We start from the raw sequence: 17,256 nt of genomic DNA, 5'->3' as shown, positions 1-17,256 counted from the left end.
TCTTTTTGGGGAGGGAAAAGAAGGCCCCTCCGAGCATGGGAAGGGCCTTCTGAGATCCGCGTGGCGCGGACCCTCTATTTCTTGGTCTTGGCAACCTCGGCGCCCTCGGGCACCTCATCCGCCGGAACCACCTTCCACAGCGATCCGGGCGGGTTTTCCATCGCACCCTGATCTTCGGTGTAGAAGTTGTTGCTGTTCACCGCGAGAACGGTGCCGTCCTCATCGGTTCCGCCGCCGGTGAACATCAGCGTGGACTGAAGCATCTCCTGCATCTGCCACTTCTCGCCGTCCCAAGCGGTGGCGAAGATGCGTCCCGAGCACCAGTCGCCGGCGAGGAAGGCACCGTCCATGCCGCCGTAATTGGCGACACCGAGCGCGATCACCGCACAGCCCCAGCCGTCGTTCAGCTTCTCGGCACCCGGATAGGGCTCCTGATGCGGATATTCCGAGATCGGCAGCGTGCCGACCAGCGGGCAGGTGTCATCCGGTCCGGTGGAGGGATGGCACTGGGTGCCCATGTTGAACTTCCAGCCGTAATTATAGCCGCCGTCGCTCTTGGCCGGCGCCCAGTCGATCTCCTCGTAATGGTTCTGGCCGACATCGGCGATGAACAGCTGCCCCGACTTCTGATCGAACGAGAAGGTGTAGGGATTGCGCAGACCGTAGGCCCAGATCTCGGGACGGGCCCCGATATGCAGCTTGGAGAAGCCTTCCTCGGTGATGCCGAACAGCGCCATCATCCGCGGATCGTTGGCCCGGTAGAACGGGTTGGTCTTCGGGATCGCATAGGGCACGTCGTCCGGCGTGTTGACGTCGATCCGGAGCATCTTGCCCCACAGCTCCTGCAGATCCTGGCCGGCATTGAGCGGATCGCCTTCCCAGCCGGCATCACCCTTGCCGATATAGAGATAGCCGTCCGGGCCGAAGTGAATGCCGCCGCCATAGTGATTGTAGTAGGGCTGCGGGATATTCATGATGACCTTCACGGTCTCATTGGCGCGGGCGACCGACACCACATCCGGGTTCTTCGGGTCCACCGTGTAGCGCGCGATCATGTGCGAGCCGTTGAACGGCAGCGACGAATAGCTGACGTAGAAGTATCCGTTCTCCTTGAAGTCCGGATGGAACGTGATGGACCACAGACCCTGCTCCACGAAGCCGGTCTGCACCTCGCTGCCGAGCGGGGTGTTCTTGGTCAGATCGAGGAACGGCTTCTTGTTGACCGAGCCGTCCTTGTTGACGATTTTCACGCGGCCGACACGCTCCACGACGAAGATGCGCCCGGTCCCGTCCTTGGCCGAGACCGCGCTGGTCGGGTCGTTGAAGCCGTCCGCCACTTTCACCAGAGCGATCTTGGGATCGCCCGGAATCGTGCCGCCGGGCCGTGCAACCTGATCCGGCTCGGTGGGGTTCTCCTGGGCAAAACTGCTTGCCGGCAGCGCAATCGCTGCACCAGCAGAGATTGCACACGCGGTAAGTAACAACCGCATTCGCATTGATATCCTCCCATATTCATTATTCCTGAGACAGAAACACGCAGTCACATCTCAGGGTTTTCAAGATATATTGGCTTAAGCGTAAGCACTGACGATGTTTTCAGGGCAAACGTCCGCACACCAACGCTAGTAGAGGCCTACGGCGTTTGCATAGCAGACTTGCATAGGAAGTCTGTCAGGTGCGTTGCCACTTCTATCCGAGTAAATCAGGCAATAATTGCAATATCTCGCCGGGCCAAGCGCGTTGACCCGCGCTGAATAATCCGTGCAAAGTCGAAAAATAAGAAAAGAGGGCGCAAAAGACGCTCTCGACTTTGGGAGGAGAGTTCAGTGGCGAACGTTATGTTCGACGCGCTGGAGAGAGTCGAAGCAACCGGTGCAGGACGCGTCTTTCTCCAGCAATTCAGCGTCCCTTACGCATACCCGGTCTATTTCACCCGCAGCCTTTTCTCGAACGATAACAGCGTCTTGCTCGACGCCATCGCAGCCAGCGGCGGCGTGACGCCGAAGCTTGCCGTGTTCGTCGACGACGGCGTGATGCGCGAGATGCCGGGACTTTCCCGCGATATCGAGGCCTTCGCGGGCGCCCATTCGGAGAGCTTCGCGCTGGCCGCCCCGCCCATCGTGCTCGGCGGCGGCGAACAGGCCAAGAACCGGCCGGACGAGGTGGAACGGCTGCAGGCCACGCTGGTCGAGCTCGGCCTCGACCGCCATTCCTATGTGATCGGGATCGGGGGCGGGGCGATGCTCGATCTGATCGGCTATGTCGCCGCCACCACCCATCGCGGCATCCGCCATATTCGCGTGCCCACCACCGTGCTGGCCCAGAACGATTCCGGCATCGGTGTGAAGAACGGCGTCAACGCTTTCGGCGTCAAGAACCTGCTCGGCACCTTCACCCCGCCCGCCGCGGTGATCAACGATTCCGCCTTCATCGACGTGCTCCCGGGCCGCGACAAGCGCGCCGGCATGGCCGAAGCCGTCAAGGTCGCGCTGATCCGCGACAGGGCGTTCTTCGACTGGCTGGAAGCCCAGGCCGAAGCCCTAGCGATCTTCGCCTCCGAGCCCCTCGACCGGCTGATCCGCCACTGTGCCATCCTGCATATGCGCCAGATCGCCCATGGCGGCGATCCGTTCGAATACGGCAATGTCCGCCCCCTCGATTTCGGCCATTGGGCCGCCCACCGGCTCGAGGTGCTGTCGGACTATCGGCTGCGCCACGGCGAGGCGGTGGCCATCGGCATCGCCCTCGACACCCGCTATTCGGTGCTCGCCGGCCATCTGCCCGAGGGCGACGACTTGCGCGTCAAAGCCTTGCTGGAACGGCTCGGTTTCGAGCTCTGGCATCCGGCCTGCGAGGCGCGCGGCGAGAACGGCAAGCTGAAGCTTCTCACCGGGCTGGAGGAGTTCCGCGCCCATCTCGGCGGCGAACTCACCGTGACGCTGCTGCAGGAGATCGGCACGGGGCTGGAGATCCACACCATGGACGAGGCTCTCATCGCCGAGGCGCTCGATTGGCTCCGGCCGCGGCGGGCGGGCTAATGCAGCTTGCGCTTCCCGGCAGGCCGCATCTCACCTACTGCACCAACATCCACCAGGGTGAAAGCTGGGCCGAGATCGAGACGAATCTGACGCGCTATCTTCCCGAGGTGAAATCCCGCGTCTCTCCGCACGAGCCGATGGGCGTCGGCTTGCGCATCTCCGGCGAGGCCGCGCCGGTGCTCGCGGGCGCCGAAAAGCTCGCCGCCTTGCGCGACTTCCTCGCCGAAAACGATCTCTACGTCTTCACCGTCAACGCGTTTCCCTACGGCCCCTTCCACGGCACCCCGGTGAAGCAGAGGGTCTACGAGCCCGATTGGCGCTCTCCCGAACGCCTCGACTTCACCGATCAATGCGCCGATATCCTCGCCGCGCTTCTGCCGGAGAACGGACAGGGCGAAGGACGGCACGGCAGCGTCAGCACCGTTCCCGGCGCCTTCCGCGACGAGATCCAGTCCGAGGCCGATATCGGCCGCATCGCCGCCAATATGATCCATCACGCCGCCCATCTGCACGGCATCGCAGAGCGCAGCGGCAAGATCGTCACCCTGGCCCTGGAGCCGGAGCCTTGCTGCTTCCTGGAAACCTCCGGCGAGGCTGTCGCTTTTTTCGAAGAGCATCTCTTCGCCCCGCGCGGCGTGGCGCTGATGAGCCGCCTCACTGGCCTTTCCACCGAGGCGGCCGAGACCGCCCTGCGCCGCCATCTCGGCCTCTGCTTCGATGTCTGCCACGCCGCGGTCGAATTCGAGGACCCGGCCGAAAGCCTTGCCGCTATCGAGGCGGCCGGCATTCCCGTCGCCAAGATCCAGCTCAGCTCGGCGATCCGTCTTGCCGAGACCGGCCCCGAGACCGAGACCCTGCTCGCCCCCTTCGATGACGGCGTTTATCTGCACCAGACGGTGCAGGCAGCGAACGGCGCATTGAAGCGCCATCTCGATCTGCCGCAGACCTTCGAAGCGCTGAACGGCGAGACCCCGAGCGGCGAGCTCCGGGTCCATTGCCATGTGCCGGTGTTCAAGGACTCCTTCGGCGAGATCGGCTCCACGCAAGACATCCTCAAGGACGTGCTGGCGCTCTGCCGCGAGCGCGAGATCTCGCCCCATCTGGAGGTCGAAACCTATACCTGGAACGTGCTGCCGGAGGGCTGGCGGCAGGGCGATCTGGCAAGCGATATCGCACGGGAGGTCCAATGGGTACGCTCGCAGCTTCGCGCCTGATCGGTTGGCGCGCCGCCTTGCGGCTCGGGCGCGTCTCCAACCTGCCCACCGTATGGTCCAATGTCATTGCCGGCACCATGCTGGCCGGCGGCGGCAGCCTCGCCACCGGGCTTCTCACCGGCATTGCCATGTCGCTGCTCTATATCGGCGGCATGTATCTCAACGATGCCTTCGATCGCGACATCGATTCCCGCGAGCGGCCCTCAAGACCGATCCCCTCCGGCGCCGCAAGCCTGCAGACCGTCTTGCTGCTGGGTTTCGGCATGCTGGCGGTGGCCGTCGCCATGTTGGCCAGCGTGAGTCTCGCCGCCGGCCTGACCGGATTGGCGCTCGCCGCCGCCATCGTCGTTTACGATCTGCATCACAAGACCAATCCGCTGAGCCCGTTCCTCATGGGGCTTTGCCGCGCCCTGGTCTATCTCGGCGCCGCGGCGAGCGTCGGCGCGGTGTTTGCAACGCCGGTCCTGTTCGGCGCCGCTGTGCTGTTTCTCTTCGTCGCCGGGCTCACCCTCGCCGCCAAACAGGAGAGGCTGGCGAAAGTCTCCAATATCGCCCCGCTGCTGTTTCTGGTCAGCCCGCTGCTGCTGGCCCTGCCGGGGCTTGTCTCATCCTGGCTGGTCACGGGAGCCGCTCTCCTGCTCGCATCAGCGATCGGCTTTGCCTTGCGCCTGCTTCATCGCCGCGGCTCTGGCGATGTCGGCCGCGCCGTCGGCCTGCTGATCGCCGCCATCGCGCTGGTGGACGCGCTCGCCGCCGCAAGCACCGGCTCGGCCCTTGCCACCTTCGCCTGCATCGCCCTGTTCCCGCTGACGCTGCTGTTCCAGCGCTACATTCCGGGGACCTAGCCGAGGACCGAATGATGCCAAACCTTGAGACCGACACAGCAGCCCGCATCGCTCTCCTGAAAGCCTGGCTGACCCCGCGGCTATCCTCAGAGCAAACCGCCTGGCTGGACAGCCAGCTCGCAAAGGTCGCCGATGCCCCCGATAGCTCCGCCCTTGCCGTCGGCATCGGGCTCGCCCCGCGCAAGCTCGGCAAGGCCGATCTCGCCCTCAGCCAAGCGGAGCTGCAAGAGGCAGAAAACATACGGCCCGATCTCGATCCCACCGGCTGGAGCATCGATCAGACCGCGCGCATGCTGTTCGTGCTGGCGAGTTTCGACGGCGACGACGAGGCTTTTGCCGCACGGCTCGGCCGCCTGGTGGCGCAAGGCGAGGTGAGCGAGCATATCGCCCTGCTGCGCGGCCTGCCGCTCTACCCGGCCCCGGCCAAGCTGGTCCCCATCGCCGCAGAAGGCATCCGCACCAATATCCTGCCCGTCTTCGAGGCGGTGGCCCATGTCAGCCCATTCCCACGCGAGGCGTTCAGCGAAGCCCAGTGGAATCAGATGGTGCTGAAGGCGCTCTTCATCGGCAGCTGCCTCAGCCCCATCCAAGGTCTGGACGAGCGGCGCAATGCCGAGCTCGCCGAGGTCTTGATCGACTATGTGCATGAGCGCTGGGCCGCCGGCCGGCCGGTCTCCACCGAGCTGTGGCGCTGCGTCGGCCCGTTCACCCGGAAGCGCGACGTCGGCGATCTGGTCAAGGTGCTGACCGGAGGAGACGACCAAGAAAAACAAGCAGCGGCTCTCGCTTTGGCCGAGGCCGAGCTGCCCGAAACACAACAAGCCCTGCAAGCAGTGCCGGAACTTGCCGCCGCCATTCGCGACGGCCGCCTGACCTGGTCCGGCGTCAAAGCCTGAAGGGGCACGGAGGAGGAGAAGCAAACATGTTCATCGATCCCCACGCACATATGATCTCGCGCACCACCGACGACTACGAGGCCATGGCCAAGGCCGGCATCGTCGCGGTGATCGAGCCGGCCTTCTGGGTCGGCCAGCCGCGTACCAATCCCGGCAGCTATGCCGATTACCTGTCTCACATCCTCGGCTTCGAGCGCTTCCGTGCCGGCCAGTTCGGCATCCGCCATTATTGCTGCATCGGGCTGAACTCCAAGGAAGCCAATAACGAGCCCCTGGCCGAGGCGGTGATGGAGCTGCTGCCCGGCTTCGCGGTGAAGGAGAGCGTCGTCGCCATCGGCGAGATCGGCTATGACGAGCAGACTGATCTTGAGGACAGCTATTTCCGCCGCCAGCTCGAGCTCGCCAAGGAGCTGGATCTGCCGGTGATGATCCACACGCCCCATCGCGACAAGAAGCGCGGCACCTCCCGCTCCATGGACGTGGTCGAGGAGCACGGCCTCGCGCCGGACCGCGTGGTCATCGATCACTGCAACGAGGAGACCGTACAGGAAGCCAAGGATCGGGGCTTCTGGGTCGGCTTCTCCATCTACCCTCATTCCAAGATGACCGCCGACCGCATGCTGAACATCGTCCAGCAATACGGACCCGAGCAGCTCATCGTGGATTCGGCCTGCGATTGGGGCGTCGCCGACCCGCTCTCCGTGCCGAAGACCGCCGCGCTCCTCGCCAATGGCGGTATCGGTGAAGAGGCGGTCCGCATGGTCACCTATGGCAACGCCCTCGCCGTCTACGGCAAAAGCGGGCAAATGCAGGATGCCGACTGGCTGCAGCCGGACGCCATCGACCAGCGCACGCTTTATCAGGGCAACACGATCTTACGCGGCGGACAAACGCCCCGCGTGGAGTAGCTGGGAAACAGCCTCCAAAAAGCGACGCTGGATCGGCACACGAGTCTGAGGCTAGATTCGTGTCCGATGGCGCTTGCCCAAGATCACAGGGCTTTGCGCCGAACGCAGAACCGGCGGGGGGCACGTGAGACTTCTTCTTCTCACATTGCAGCGCACGGCAGTCGTCATCATTGGCGCCTTCGCCGTCTGGCTGATCGTCTATGTCTTCAACTGGGCCGATGGCGATCTGCCGACCATCCTGGCCCTCGCCATCACCTATGGGGTCGGCGCCTACCTGATCTTGCCCTACGCGGTGCGCATGGGGCTGAAGATCCAGGCCCGAAAACACGTGCCGAGCTTCACCGTCACCGGCGACGGGCTGCCGGGCGATCCGGTCAATCTCACCTTGATCGGCACCGAGAACGAGCTTCGCACCGCCTTCGCCGCCGCCGGCTGGCACCCGGCCGATCCCTTGAGCCTCAAAAGCTCCTGGCTCATGGTGCAGAGCTTCGTGCTCGACCAGCCCTACCCGACAGCGCCCTTCTCCACCCTGTTCCTGTTCGGCCGCGGCCAGGATATCGGCTTTCAGCTTCCCATCGGCGACAGCCCGCGCAAGCGCCATCACGTGCGCTTCTGGGCCAAGACCCTGACCGAGGAGGACGTCACCGGCGCGGAGCTGGCGGATGCGGATTTCTGGCTCAACACCGACCGGCCCGATCATGGCGCGCGCCTGCTCTGGGTCGGCGCCGGCACCAAGGATATCGGCCTGTCGCTCACCCGCCTCACCTTCAAGATGACCCACGCCACCGATTCGGACACCAATATCGAGCGCGACTTCATCATGGCCGAGCTGGAGGCGGCGCGCGCCATTCACAAGGTGCGCCTCTACGATGCCGGCGACCGCCTCGCCGAAGGCCGGGTCAATCACTACGTGACCGACGGCGACATCGCCTTGGCCGAGCTGAAAGCGCCGGCTTAAGCCTCTCCGGTATCGACGGCGCGGAACAGGCGCCCCATCTCGGTGACAAGGACGATGAGCAGCGCGGCGACGCCGGAAGCGATAAAGCCGAGGGTAAGCGGGATTGCCGTGCCGTCGAATTGCTGCCCCACGGCGAAGCCGATCAGCGCCCCGCCCGTGGTGGTGACGAAGCCGAGGATCGAGGAGCCAGTGCCGGCTGCATCCCCCAGCGGTTCCATAGCGAGCGAATTGAAATTCGCCCCCACCAGGCCGAAGCAGAACATCATGCCCGATTGCAGCGCCGCGAAGGTCCAGACCCCGTCATGGCCGCTCACCGCCACCACGCCATGGATAACGGCAAAGCCGATGAAGCCCAAAAGCGCCGTCTGCGATACCCGCCGCATGCCCAGCCGCTCCACGATGCGCGAATTGAGCAGCGACGCCACCGCCATGCTGCCGGCAGCGATCGCGAAGATGATGACAAACAGATCCTGCGCGTGCAGCGCGACGGTGAAGACCTGCTGCGCCGAGGTGACGAAGCTGAACAGCGCACTCAGCATGGCCAGCGAGGCGAACATATAGCCCAGCGCTTGGCGGCTGGAGACGACGAGGCGCACACCATGATGGATACCGGCAAAGGACAGCGCCTGACGGTCTTCCGGATGCAAGGTCTCCGGCATCCGCCGCCCGACCCACAGCGCCGTAACAACGCCGAACACCGCCAGCAGGCCGAAGATTGAGGGCCACGGCGCGAACGCGGCGATCGCCTGGCCCAGCGATGGGGCAAGCACAGGCGCCGACAGGAAGACGATGAAGACCAGCGACATCACCCGCGCCATCTTGCGGCCCGAATAGCAGTCGCGGACGATGGTGATGGTAAGCACCCGCGTCCCCGCAGCGCCCACCCCTTGCAGAAACCGGGCGAACATCATCTCGTGCAACGAGCTAGCGAAGGCGGCCAACACACTGCAAAGCACATAGATGATCAGCGCGACGATCACCACCGGCTTGCGGCCGAACCGGTCCGCCAAAGGCCCGTAGAACAGCTGCGCCCCGCCGAAGCCGAGCAGATAGGCGGTGATCACCCATTGCCGGTCGTTTTCTGCGCTGATGTGCAAGGCATCGGCGATCTCCGGCAAAACCGGGAGCATGATGTCGATGGAGAGCGCATTGGTCGCCATCAGCGCCGCCATGAGCACCACGAATTCCTTCGCGCCCATGGAGGAGTTCGCAAAAGCGGCGGGATAATCCGCGCCGCCTTTCAGCCGCATATCCATTTTCGATGACCTAGCAGACATTGCTCCCGCGCCAACCGCGACGAGCCGAGGACCTCGGTCTGGCATGTTGCAGCCGAATCCTCAAACAAAGAGAGAGGCGCTTTTCGCGCTTCAATCTTGGGCGAATTATGACAAACCCGGCAAGCGCGCCTCAGAACTTCTGAAACCAGCCGACGATGACGTGCCAAGCCGTCACCTGATTGCGCGCATAAACGGTGGTGAAGGATTTGGCCTTCAGCGAGGCGTTGCGCTCCGGCATGTCGTAATTGACGATCGGCCCGATTGCGAGGCCGGTCACCCGGTTTCCGTCGGGGGCAACCGGCACGCCGAGCACCGTGTCATCTTGGGTCTGCCAAGCATAGAACCCGGTCACGCCGACCTGAAACGGGCCCATATGCTCAGTGACGGCGAAGTCGATATTGATCAGATCGCCGGTTTGGAAGTTGGTGGAAGGGTTTTCCAAATAGTTGTTCCAGAACAGCTTGGCGCTGAATTCGGTGCCTTCGGCGAGAATCGGCCGCGTCGTGTAGGTCATCGCCATCGTCGGCGCGAAATCCCAGATATTGGTGCCGATGCTGAGAACCTGCTCCAGCCGGTCGTCATCGTCATAGCTTCCGATCGGGAACACCGTGCCGAAGCCGAGCAACACCGAAAGCCCCTGAAAGATCGGATAAGCATCCGGATCGCGCGAAGGCCGGTAATGGCCGAACGAACGCGACCAATCCATCTCCAGGTAAGGGTCGCCGAGGCCCTGGCTGCACTCGCTGCGCTGACCGGTGAATAAATGCCCGCATTGATTGCCCAGCGGCACATATCCGGTAAGACCGATCGAGCCCCCGAGCAGCTTCTTATCGGGGACGTAGAGGAAGAACGGTCCCGTCAGTTCCTTTCTCAAATGCCCATCCCGGAGCGCCGGAATGGTCTCGCCGTCGGGGCCCAAAAACTCCATGGTTCCGGCATCAAAGCCGAAAAGCCCGCCATAGAGGCCAGGCGGCGGAAGCTGGGCGGAGCGAATATCCGTGCCGCCGATCGGACCGGCCGCCGTCGGCCCCTCCGCGGCGATCGCCGGACGAATCGCACTAACGACACCCCCACCCGCGATTAGCGCAACCGCGGCCCACTTCAACCAATCCCCCATACTGTGGTCATATAGAGCAATGGCTTTAAAGTGGAGTCTGAGGGCACAACAAACCCGCCGCGTTGCCTATCGGTATCAGTGGGTGACTGTCATAAATCGGTGTTTTTCTGTGACAGGCGCCGACAGCAGACCGCGTGAGGCCCAAAACCACTTGTATCGGTAACGCCTTAAAGCGCAATCCGAGAGCAACAAGATCGCTATCGCGTTTTGCCCGGGCGGACTTGACCCACTAGTCTTCCGGTTTAGTTTCCGTTGCACTCCTGGCGCCACCGATAAAGTTACAACGCGCCAGGATATTGCGGCAAAACAAATGGAAATAATCTGTGGAGCAAGGGTATAGTTCTGAAAATATTGCGATTTCGCGTTTTGTTGCCCGCCGCATTCTTGAACGCAATCGCCCCGTCATCTGGCTTTCCGCGCCGGCCGGCAGCGGCAAGACCATGCTGGCAGAAGAGCTTATGCACGCCGCCGGCGGCCGCTCGGTCTGGCTCCGCATGGAGCCACGCTTTGCCGAACCCGGCACCTTCCTCAGTGCGCTGGTCTCCGCCATCGGCAATGCCATGCCGGGAAAATCCCTGCCGCCGCTGGGCTCGGAGGACATCGCCTTTGCCCAAGCCTATCTGCGGCGCTTGTTGAAAGCCGCCATAACGGGCGAAAGCAGCCTCATGCTCGTCATCGACGACCTGCATGTCGTCGGCGAGGATTCCCAGCCCTCCAACTTGCTGGCCAACGCCATTCGCGATCTGAACCCGGATCTGCAAGTCGTTCTCGCCAGCCGCGCCCCGCCCGACCCTTGCTGGTCCTGGCACGCGGCAAACGGGCGGAACGATGTCGTGACCTTCGACGATCTCCGCCTCGAGGCGGACGAGGCCGCTCTGCTGATCGATGCTATCGCCGCCAAGCGCGGCGACGCCTCCTGGAGCGCAGAAGAGCTTGCGGAGATATCGGGCGGCTGGATCCTCGGCGCCAGGCTCTTGCTGCAAGGCGGCCGGCACAACACCGGAGCGAACGCCGTTGCGCCGGCGGCGGAAACCAGCGCACCGCTTCTTGAGCTATTGGCGAATGAGGTTCTCGCGCCTCTCAGCGAGGAGGATCTCGACTTTCTGCTTCGCGCGGTCCGCCTCCCCAATATGCCCGTCGGAATGCTGGCCGAGAGTGTCGGGGCGCCCTTCTCGAAAGCCTCCGTCGCCAGATTGGCCCGCAAGACCTTGTTCGTCGAAATGGACGGCGGCGGACGGCTTCAAATCCACGATCTGCTGAAAGCGGCGGTGGCTCATCACCGCCCCGAAGGACTGCCGGAGGCCGAGGTCCTCGCCATCAGCAAACGCGCCGGCGAAGCGCTTCTTGCCGAAGGCGATCTCCATGCCGGCCTGACGCTGCTGTCGTCGGTCGGAGCCTGGGAGGCGTTACGCGATGCCGTCCTGGAGGCGGCGCCGCAGCTCGCTGAAGCTGGCGAATTCGGCGTGCTCTACACCGCATTGGAGGCCATGCCTGAAGAAGAGCGCGGCAAGACCATCGGCCTGCAATACTGGTTCGGCGTTTCCCTGCTCAATCTCAACCCGCCCCGCGCCCGCGCCCTCCTGTCGGAGGCCTACCAGAAAGCCAAGGCGGAAGCGGCGGAAGACTACATCATCCCGCTCTGGGCCGCCCTGGTCGACGCGATCTGGTTCGAATGGGTGGATTGCAGCCTGTTCGATCCGTTGATCGAGGAGCTGCCCGAGCTAGAGAAACTGGCCAAAAAGCTGAACCGACCGGAATACGACGCCCAGCTCGCCCGCGGCGCCTTCGCGGCCCTATCGTTCCGCGCACCCGAGCACCCCAACTTTCCCGAATGGGAAGAGCGCGATCTCGCCTGCTTCTGGCAGAACATGCCCCGCCACGAGACCATCCGCCGGGGCATCCAATTGATGTTCCGCTATTGCTGGGGCGACGGGGAGCGCTGGAAGGCAAGCCAGGTCCGCACCAGGCTGAACTACATCTTCGACGAGGAAGCCGCCGCACCGGCCGATATCTGCACCCGCTACGTCGTCTCCACCGAATTCATGTCGATCTTCGAGCCCGATGCCACCGAGGTCATCGCCACCGTCGATAAGGGCCTGGCCGCCACCGACCGGTATCAGCTCTATTTCTGGGACGTGCCGATGCTCAATGCGGCGCTCTACAAGGTCATGTCCTTGGAGGACCGGCAGCGGGCGCGCGACTACCTCGCATTGCTCGCGAGCCGGCTCGGCCCTCATTCCCGCCCCCATGACGTGGCGATCCACGAGCATTTCAGTGCCTACGATCACTGGCTGGAAGACCGCTTCGAAGCGGCCATGACCCACGCCCTGACTGCGTATCGCGCCTCCATCGAATCCGGCTTTTCGATCTCGCCGGTTTATTACGGACTGGGCCTCGCAGCGATCTCCCAGAGCATGGGCCAGCGGCGCGAAGCCTTGACCCGGATGCGGAAGGCGCGCCGTATCGCCCAAGCGCAACGCAGCGCCATTTTGATCTTTATCTCTTGCTTGCGCGGCGCGGCACTCGCCGCTTCGAGCGGCAGACCGGAGCGCGCCAAGCCTTATCTGGAGCGGGCGCTCTCAGCCGGCGCGGCGAAACGCATCTACGTGCATCCCTGGCTGCGGCGGCAGGAAATGGCGGAGCTGCTGAACATGGCGGTCGATGCCAATATCGAAGCCGGCTATGCCCACGAGCTGCTGCGGGTTCTCCACCTCGCCGCCGAACAACCCAAGGCGTCGCCTACCGAAAAGCCGCTCCAGATCGTCAGCTTAGGCGGCATCGATATCTTCCGCCACGGCAGCTCGCTGCTGCAATCGGGCAAGATGCAAAAAGGCCCCATCGCCCTTGCCGCACAGCTAGTCGCCGCCGGCCCCAGCGGCGACCGGGCCGAAGCCTTCATCGACCGCATCTGGGGCGATGTCGACGAAACCGCCGGGCGCAACCGTCTCAAATCCACTGTCTACCGCTTGCGCCAACTCTTCGGGGAAGCCGATGCCGTCGTTACCGCCGGCGGACGGGTCATGCTGAATGCCGATCTCGTCTCGGTCGATGCCTGGGAATTGGAAGCGCTGAGCCGCTCGCCCACCTGGTCGCCGGCCGCGCGCTACCAGCGCATGCTGACACTTTACGCAGGCCCCTTCGCGCCCTCGCAAGGAAGCGACGTCGGCACCCTGGTCTATCGTCAGCATATCGAGGGCATCGTCTCCGACCTGTTCGCCGATTTCGCCGAAGGGCTCACTGGCGCCAGCGATTGGTCGCGCGCCCTCAGCGTCGCCAAGGAAGGGCTTTCCCGCGTCGGCTTTACCGAACGGCTCTACGCCGTAGCCATGCGCACGGCAACCGAGCTCGGCAATGAGAGGGAAATCCGCGGCCTGACCGCCTTGCTCGAAACAGACCACGACTAGGGCGCTATGCCCTCTCCTTCCCCGGCTTCGCCGTCCCGTCGAATTGCTGCCCACGGCGAAGCTGATCGGCGCCCCGCCCCGTGGTGGTGTGACGAAGCCGAGGATCGACAAGCCGGTGCCGGCGGCATCCGCGCCTGGGGAAATAGTCTGTAGACGGATTGTCCGTATTCGGAATATTTATCGGTATTAGCGACCGCGAATCGCCGACACGACGCCGGGGGGCCGGGCTTTGGCGGAACATAAAGATCTGCTCCGACAAATCCTGCTGTCGGGGACGGCACTCGTTGCGGCGGGAATCGCTGGCGGCACCTGCCTCTCGGCCGCAGAGGCAGCCGAGTTTACCGTTTCCGATCAGGCATCCTTCGCCGCTGCGATGCAAAGCATCGCCTTGGACCACGCCAACAGCCATACCCTGAACATCACGAGCTCCTTCACCATGACCGGCGCGGTGGCGCCCGTGGTGCTCGATGACGGGCAATCGCTCACCATCAACGGAAACGGCAACACCATCGACGGCAACAATCAGTTCCGGCCGTTCTTCATCTCGTCCTCCTCTCCCACCTCTTCCGGTGGCCCCACCGTCACGATCAGCAATCTGAATATCGAGGGGGGCGCGGCGACCGGCGGTGCCGGCGCAGGCGGCGGTATGGGCGCCGGCGGCGGCCTGTTCGTCGATCAGAACACCACCGTCGTGCTGGACCTGGTCAATTTCAGAAACAATTCGGCCACCGGTGGCAGCGCCAACGACGCCGGAGGCGGCGGCGGTCTCGGGGGGAGCGGCGGTGCCGGCGCAACCGGCGGCGGCGGCGGTCTTTATGGAGAGGGCGGCTCCAGCCATTCGATAAGCCTCGACCCCGGTTCGGGCGCAGGCGGCGGCGGGGCGCTGGGCGGCGGCGGTCCAGGCTCCACCGGCGGTGGCGGTGGCGGCGGCGGTTTCTACGGCGTCGGCGGCAGCGCCGATAGCGGCACGGCGCCAGGCGGCGGCGGTGGGGGCGGCTTCGGCGGCGCGAGCGGCGGCGGATATGGCGACCTCGGCGGCGGCGGCGGCGGAGGCCTGACCGATGCCGGAGACAATAGCGGCGGTCTTTACGGAGGTGCCGGAGGCGGTTCTCCAGCGCAAGGCGGCCAAGGCGGCGACTACGAATCCGCCGGTGAAGACGCCCCGTTGGAAGGCGGCGGCGGAGGCGGTGGCGGTGAGACATCGCCCGGCGGCGCAGGCAATATGTTCGGCGGCGGAGGAGGAGGCGGACAGGCCGGCAGCGGAAATGCGAGCGGTGGCGCAGGCGGCTTCGGCGGCGGCGGCGGCGGGGCCGGTTCGGGCGCGGATACGTCGAGCGGTTCGAATGGCGGTGCGGGCGGCTATTTCGGCGGCGGCGGCGGAGCCGAAGAAGATAGCACCGCACAGGGCGGCAATGGCGGCGATTTCGGCGGCGGAGGAGGCGGTGACGACGCCAATGGCGGCAATGGCGGCTTCGGTGGCGGCGGCGGATCGAGCGTCGGCGGAAATGCCGGCAATGGCGGCTTTGGCGGCGGCGGGGCGTCTTCCCTGAGCGGCGCGCAAGGCGCAGGCGGTTTCGGCGGCGGCGATGCGACCTCCAGCGGCGGCGGCGGCGGTGCGGCCTTCGGCGGCGCCGTGTTCGTGCGCGATGGCGGCACGCTCGTTATCCGCGGCTCAGGGGAGATGGGCGGCGGCACGGTGACCGGCGGTGCGGGCCTCGGCGCCGGCGGAACCGGTCAAGCCGCCGGCACCGGCATCTTCCTGCAGAACGCCACGGTCAATTTCCAGCCGCGCCGCCGCGAGATCCAGATCATCGGCGACGGCATCGCCGACGACACGGGCAACGGCGCCAATTCCGGGTCTCTGGTCAAGTCGGGCGCGGGAACCACCGTCTTGAACGGCATCAATAGCTACAGCGGGGCCACCACCGTGGATGGCGGTCTGCTGACGGTGAACGGTTCGCTCCAGACTTCCTCGGGCGTGACCGTCGATAGCGGCGCTGTCATCAGTGGCACCGGCATCCTGCCGGCCACCGTCATCAACCGCGGCGGCACGTTCGCGCCGGGCAATTCCATCGGCACCATCAGGGTCCGCGGCGATCTCAGCTTCGAGTCCGGATCGGTCTATCAGGTCGAGGTGAATGCGGACCGAAGCTCGGATCGGATCCAGGTCAACGGCACCGCGACGATCGATAAGACGGCCAAGGTGAGCGTGCTGGCGCAGAGCGGCACCTACCGGCCCTCCACGCGCTACACGATCCTCAAGACCACCGATTCGCGGCGCGGCAGTTTCGACAGCGATGTCGCAACGAACCTCGCCTTCCTCGAAGGCAAGCTCAGCTACGATACGAACAATGTCTATCTGACCTTGGTCCCGATCCGCGGAGGCGGCCACAAGGGCTTGTGCGCGGTCGCGGTCTCGCCGAACCAGTGCAAGGTCGCCCATGCGCTCGATGCGCTGCCGGACAACGACCCGCTGCTGATCGCGGTCCTGAACCAGACCGCCCCCGGCGCGCGCCACGCCTTCGACGCCCTCTCCGGCGAGCTGCATGCCTCGCTCGGCGGCGCGCTGATCAATCAGAGCTGGTATATGCGCCGCCTGGTGATGGACCGGCTTGTGCAGGCCTCTTACGGCAACACGCTTGGAAGCGGCGGTCCGCAAGCCGCCGCACTTCAGGGATCGAGATACGATGCGCAGATGATGGCGCTTGGCTACGACGCCGACGATCTGGCAGCGCTACAGCCGCTCCGCAACACCGGCCCAACGGTCTGGAGCCAGGGTTTCGGCAGCTGGGGCGGCCTCGACGGCGACCACAACGCGGCGCCCCTCGACAGCACCGTCGGCGGTGTCGTCGCCGGTATCGATACCGAGATCGTGCAAGGCTGGCGGGCCGGCCTTGCCGGCGGCTACAGCCATGCCAGCCTCGACGCCGCGGCGCGGGCAAGCACGGCGTCGGTGGATGCCTATCACCTGCTGGTCTATGGCGGCGGCGAAATCGGGCGCATCGCCTTGCGGGCCGGCGGAGCCTGGTCCTGGCAGAAGATCGACACCAACCGCGCGGTCGCGTTCCCCGGCTTCTTCGAAAAGGAGAAATCCTCCTACGACGGCAATCAGGCGCAAGCCTTCGGAGAATTGGCCTACCGTCTGCTTCCCGGCCGCGGGGTTTCGGCGGAGCCCTTCGCCGGTCTTGCTTACGTGCACCAGGAGACCGACGGCTTTACCGAGAGCGGGCGCATCGCATCGCTCACCGGCTCCGGCTATAGCGAGGACGTCACCTATTCCTCTCTCGGCCTTCGCGCCGGCCTCGAGATGGACATGCTCGGAATCCGGTTCAGTCCGCGCGCCAGCCTCGCTTGGCTGCATGCCTTCGACCGGCCCGATACCGGACTTGCCTTGGCGTTTGCTTCCGGCGGGACAGGCTTCGACATCCAAGGCGTGCCGATCGCCCAAGACAGCGCGCTCATCGAAGCCGGCCTCGACATCGCCCTGTCGGCCGCCGCGACTCTCAGCCTTTCCTATGAGGGCCAGCTTGCCTCCGATGGCGACGAGCATGGCATTGAAGGCCGCGCCCGCTGGAAATTTTAAGTCGGCCCCTCGGGCA

The 17,256-nt window shown here is 64.8% G+C and carries 11 protein-coding genes; 8 read left to right on the top strand and 3 right to left on the bottom strand.

Going from position 1 to position 17,256, the window contains the following annotated elements:
* Positions 1 to 74: 74 nt before the first annotated feature.
* The gene (locus tag HT051_RS03185; protein WP_174540700.1) at positions 75 to 1,490 is read right to left on the bottom strand and encodes a sorbosone dehydrogenase family protein; all 1,416 of its coding nucleotides are present in this window, start codon (positions 1,488 to 1,490) and stop codon (positions 75 to 77) included.
* A gap of 336 nt (positions 1,491 to 1,826) precedes the next feature.
* Between HT051_RS03185 and HT051_RS03180 the strand changes: the two genes are divergently transcribed.
* From HT051_RS03180 to HT051_RS03155, 6 genes are all read left to right on the top strand, one after another.
* On the top strand, positions 1,827 to 3,038 hold the full coding sequence (locus HT051_RS03180; RefSeq protein WP_246810156.1) for a 3-dehydroquinate synthase: 1,212 nt from the start codon (positions 1,827 to 1,829) through the stop codon (positions 3,036 to 3,038).
* Positions 3,038 to 4,252: a metabolite traffic protein EboE gene (gene eboE, locus HT051_RS03175; protein WP_174540699.1), complete on the top strand. Its 1,215-nt coding sequence runs from the start codon at positions 3,038 to 3,040 to the stop codon at positions 4,250 to 4,252. The genes HT051_RS03180 and eboE overlap by 1 nt, the downstream gene beginning before the upstream one ends.
* On the top strand, positions 4,225 to 5,097 hold the full coding sequence (locus HT051_RS03170) for a UbiA family prenyltransferase (protein WP_174540698.1): 873 nt from the start codon (positions 4,225 to 4,227) through the stop codon (positions 5,095 to 5,097). The genes eboE and HT051_RS03170 overlap by 28 nt, the downstream gene beginning before the upstream one ends.
* 11 nt (positions 5,098 to 5,108) lie before the next feature.
* A complete protein-coding gene (locus HT051_RS03165) occupies positions 5,109 to 5,993 on the top strand; it encodes an EboA domain-containing protein (protein ID WP_174540697.1) in 885 nt (294 codons plus the stop codon).
* Between the two features lie 26 nt (positions 5,994 to 6,019).
* Entirely contained in the window at positions 6,020 to 6,901 is an 882-nt protein-coding gene (locus HT051_RS03160; protein WP_174540696.1) for a TatD family hydrolase, read from the top strand.
* A gap of 124 nt (positions 6,902 to 7,025) precedes the next feature.
* Positions 7,026 to 7,859, top strand: coding sequence for an LssY C-terminal domain-containing protein (locus tag HT051_RS03155; protein WP_174540695.1), 834 nt, complete (start codon positions 7,026 to 7,028; stop codon positions 7,857 to 7,859).
* Here the strand turns inward: HT051_RS03155 and HT051_RS03150 are convergent.
* Entirely contained in the window at positions 7,856 to 9,109 is a 1,254-nt protein-coding gene (locus HT051_RS03150; RefSeq protein ID WP_246810155.1) for a multidrug effflux MFS transporter, read from the bottom strand. The genes HT051_RS03155 and HT051_RS03150 overlap by 4 nt on opposite strands.
* 157 nt (positions 9,110 to 9,266) lie before the next feature.
* Positions 9,267 to 10,241 (bottom strand): transporter, encoded by a 975-nt coding sequence (locus HT051_RS03145; RefSeq protein ID WP_208454367.1) that lies wholly within the window; start codon positions 10,239 to 10,241, stop codon positions 9,267 to 9,269.
* 452 nt (positions 10,242 to 10,693) lie between these two features.
* Here HT051_RS03145 and HT051_RS03140 point away from each other — a divergent pair, with 452 nt between their 5' ends.
* Entirely contained in the window at positions 10,694 to 13,657 is a 2,964-nt protein-coding gene (locus HT051_RS03140) for a hypothetical protein (RefSeq protein WP_174540693.1), read from the top strand.
* Positions 13,658 to 13,886: 229 nt separating this feature from the next.
* The gene (locus HT051_RS15205) at positions 13,887 to 17,240 is read left to right on the top strand and encodes an autotransporter domain-containing protein (protein ID WP_174540692.1); all 3,354 of its coding nucleotides are present in this window, start codon (positions 13,887 to 13,889) and stop codon (positions 17,238 to 17,240) included.
* Positions 17,241 to 17,256: the final 16 nt, after the last annotated feature.

Origin of the sequence: Methyloligella sp. GL2 (assembly GCF_013341275.1) — a bacterium.
GTDB lineage: Bacteria > Pseudomonadota > Alphaproteobacteria > Rhizobiales > Methyloligellaceae > Methyloligella.
This window is presented reverse-complemented; position numbering and strand designations above follow the sequence as displayed.

Coding starts and splice junctions, on each gene's coding strand:
- HT051_RS03165 (WP_174540697.1), top strand. CDS start 5,109: ATGATGCCAAACCTTGAGACCGACACAGCAGCCCGCATCGCTCTCCTG.
- HT051_RS03140 (WP_174540693.1), top strand. CDS start 10,694: ATGCTGGCAGAAGAGCTTATGCACGCCGCCGGCGGCCGCTCGGTCTGG.
- HT051_RS03170 (WP_174540698.1), top strand. CDS start 4,225: ATGGGTACGCTCGCAGCTTCGCGCCTGATCGGTTGGCGCGCCGCCTTG.
- eboE (WP_174540699.1), top strand. CDS start 3,038: ATGCAGCTTGCGCTTCCCGGCAGGCCGCATCTCACCTACTGCACCAAC.
- HT051_RS03150 (WP_246810155.1), bottom strand. CDS start 9,109: ATGCGGCTGAAAGGCGGCGCGGATTATCCCGCCGCTTTTGCGAACTCC.
- HT051_RS03185 (WP_174540700.1), bottom strand. CDS start 1,490: ATGCGGTTGTTACTTACCGCGTGTGCAATCTCTGCTGGTGCAGCGATT.
- HT051_RS03160 (WP_174540696.1), top strand. CDS start 6,020: ATGTTCATCGATCCCCACGCACATATGATCTCGCGCACCACCGACGAC.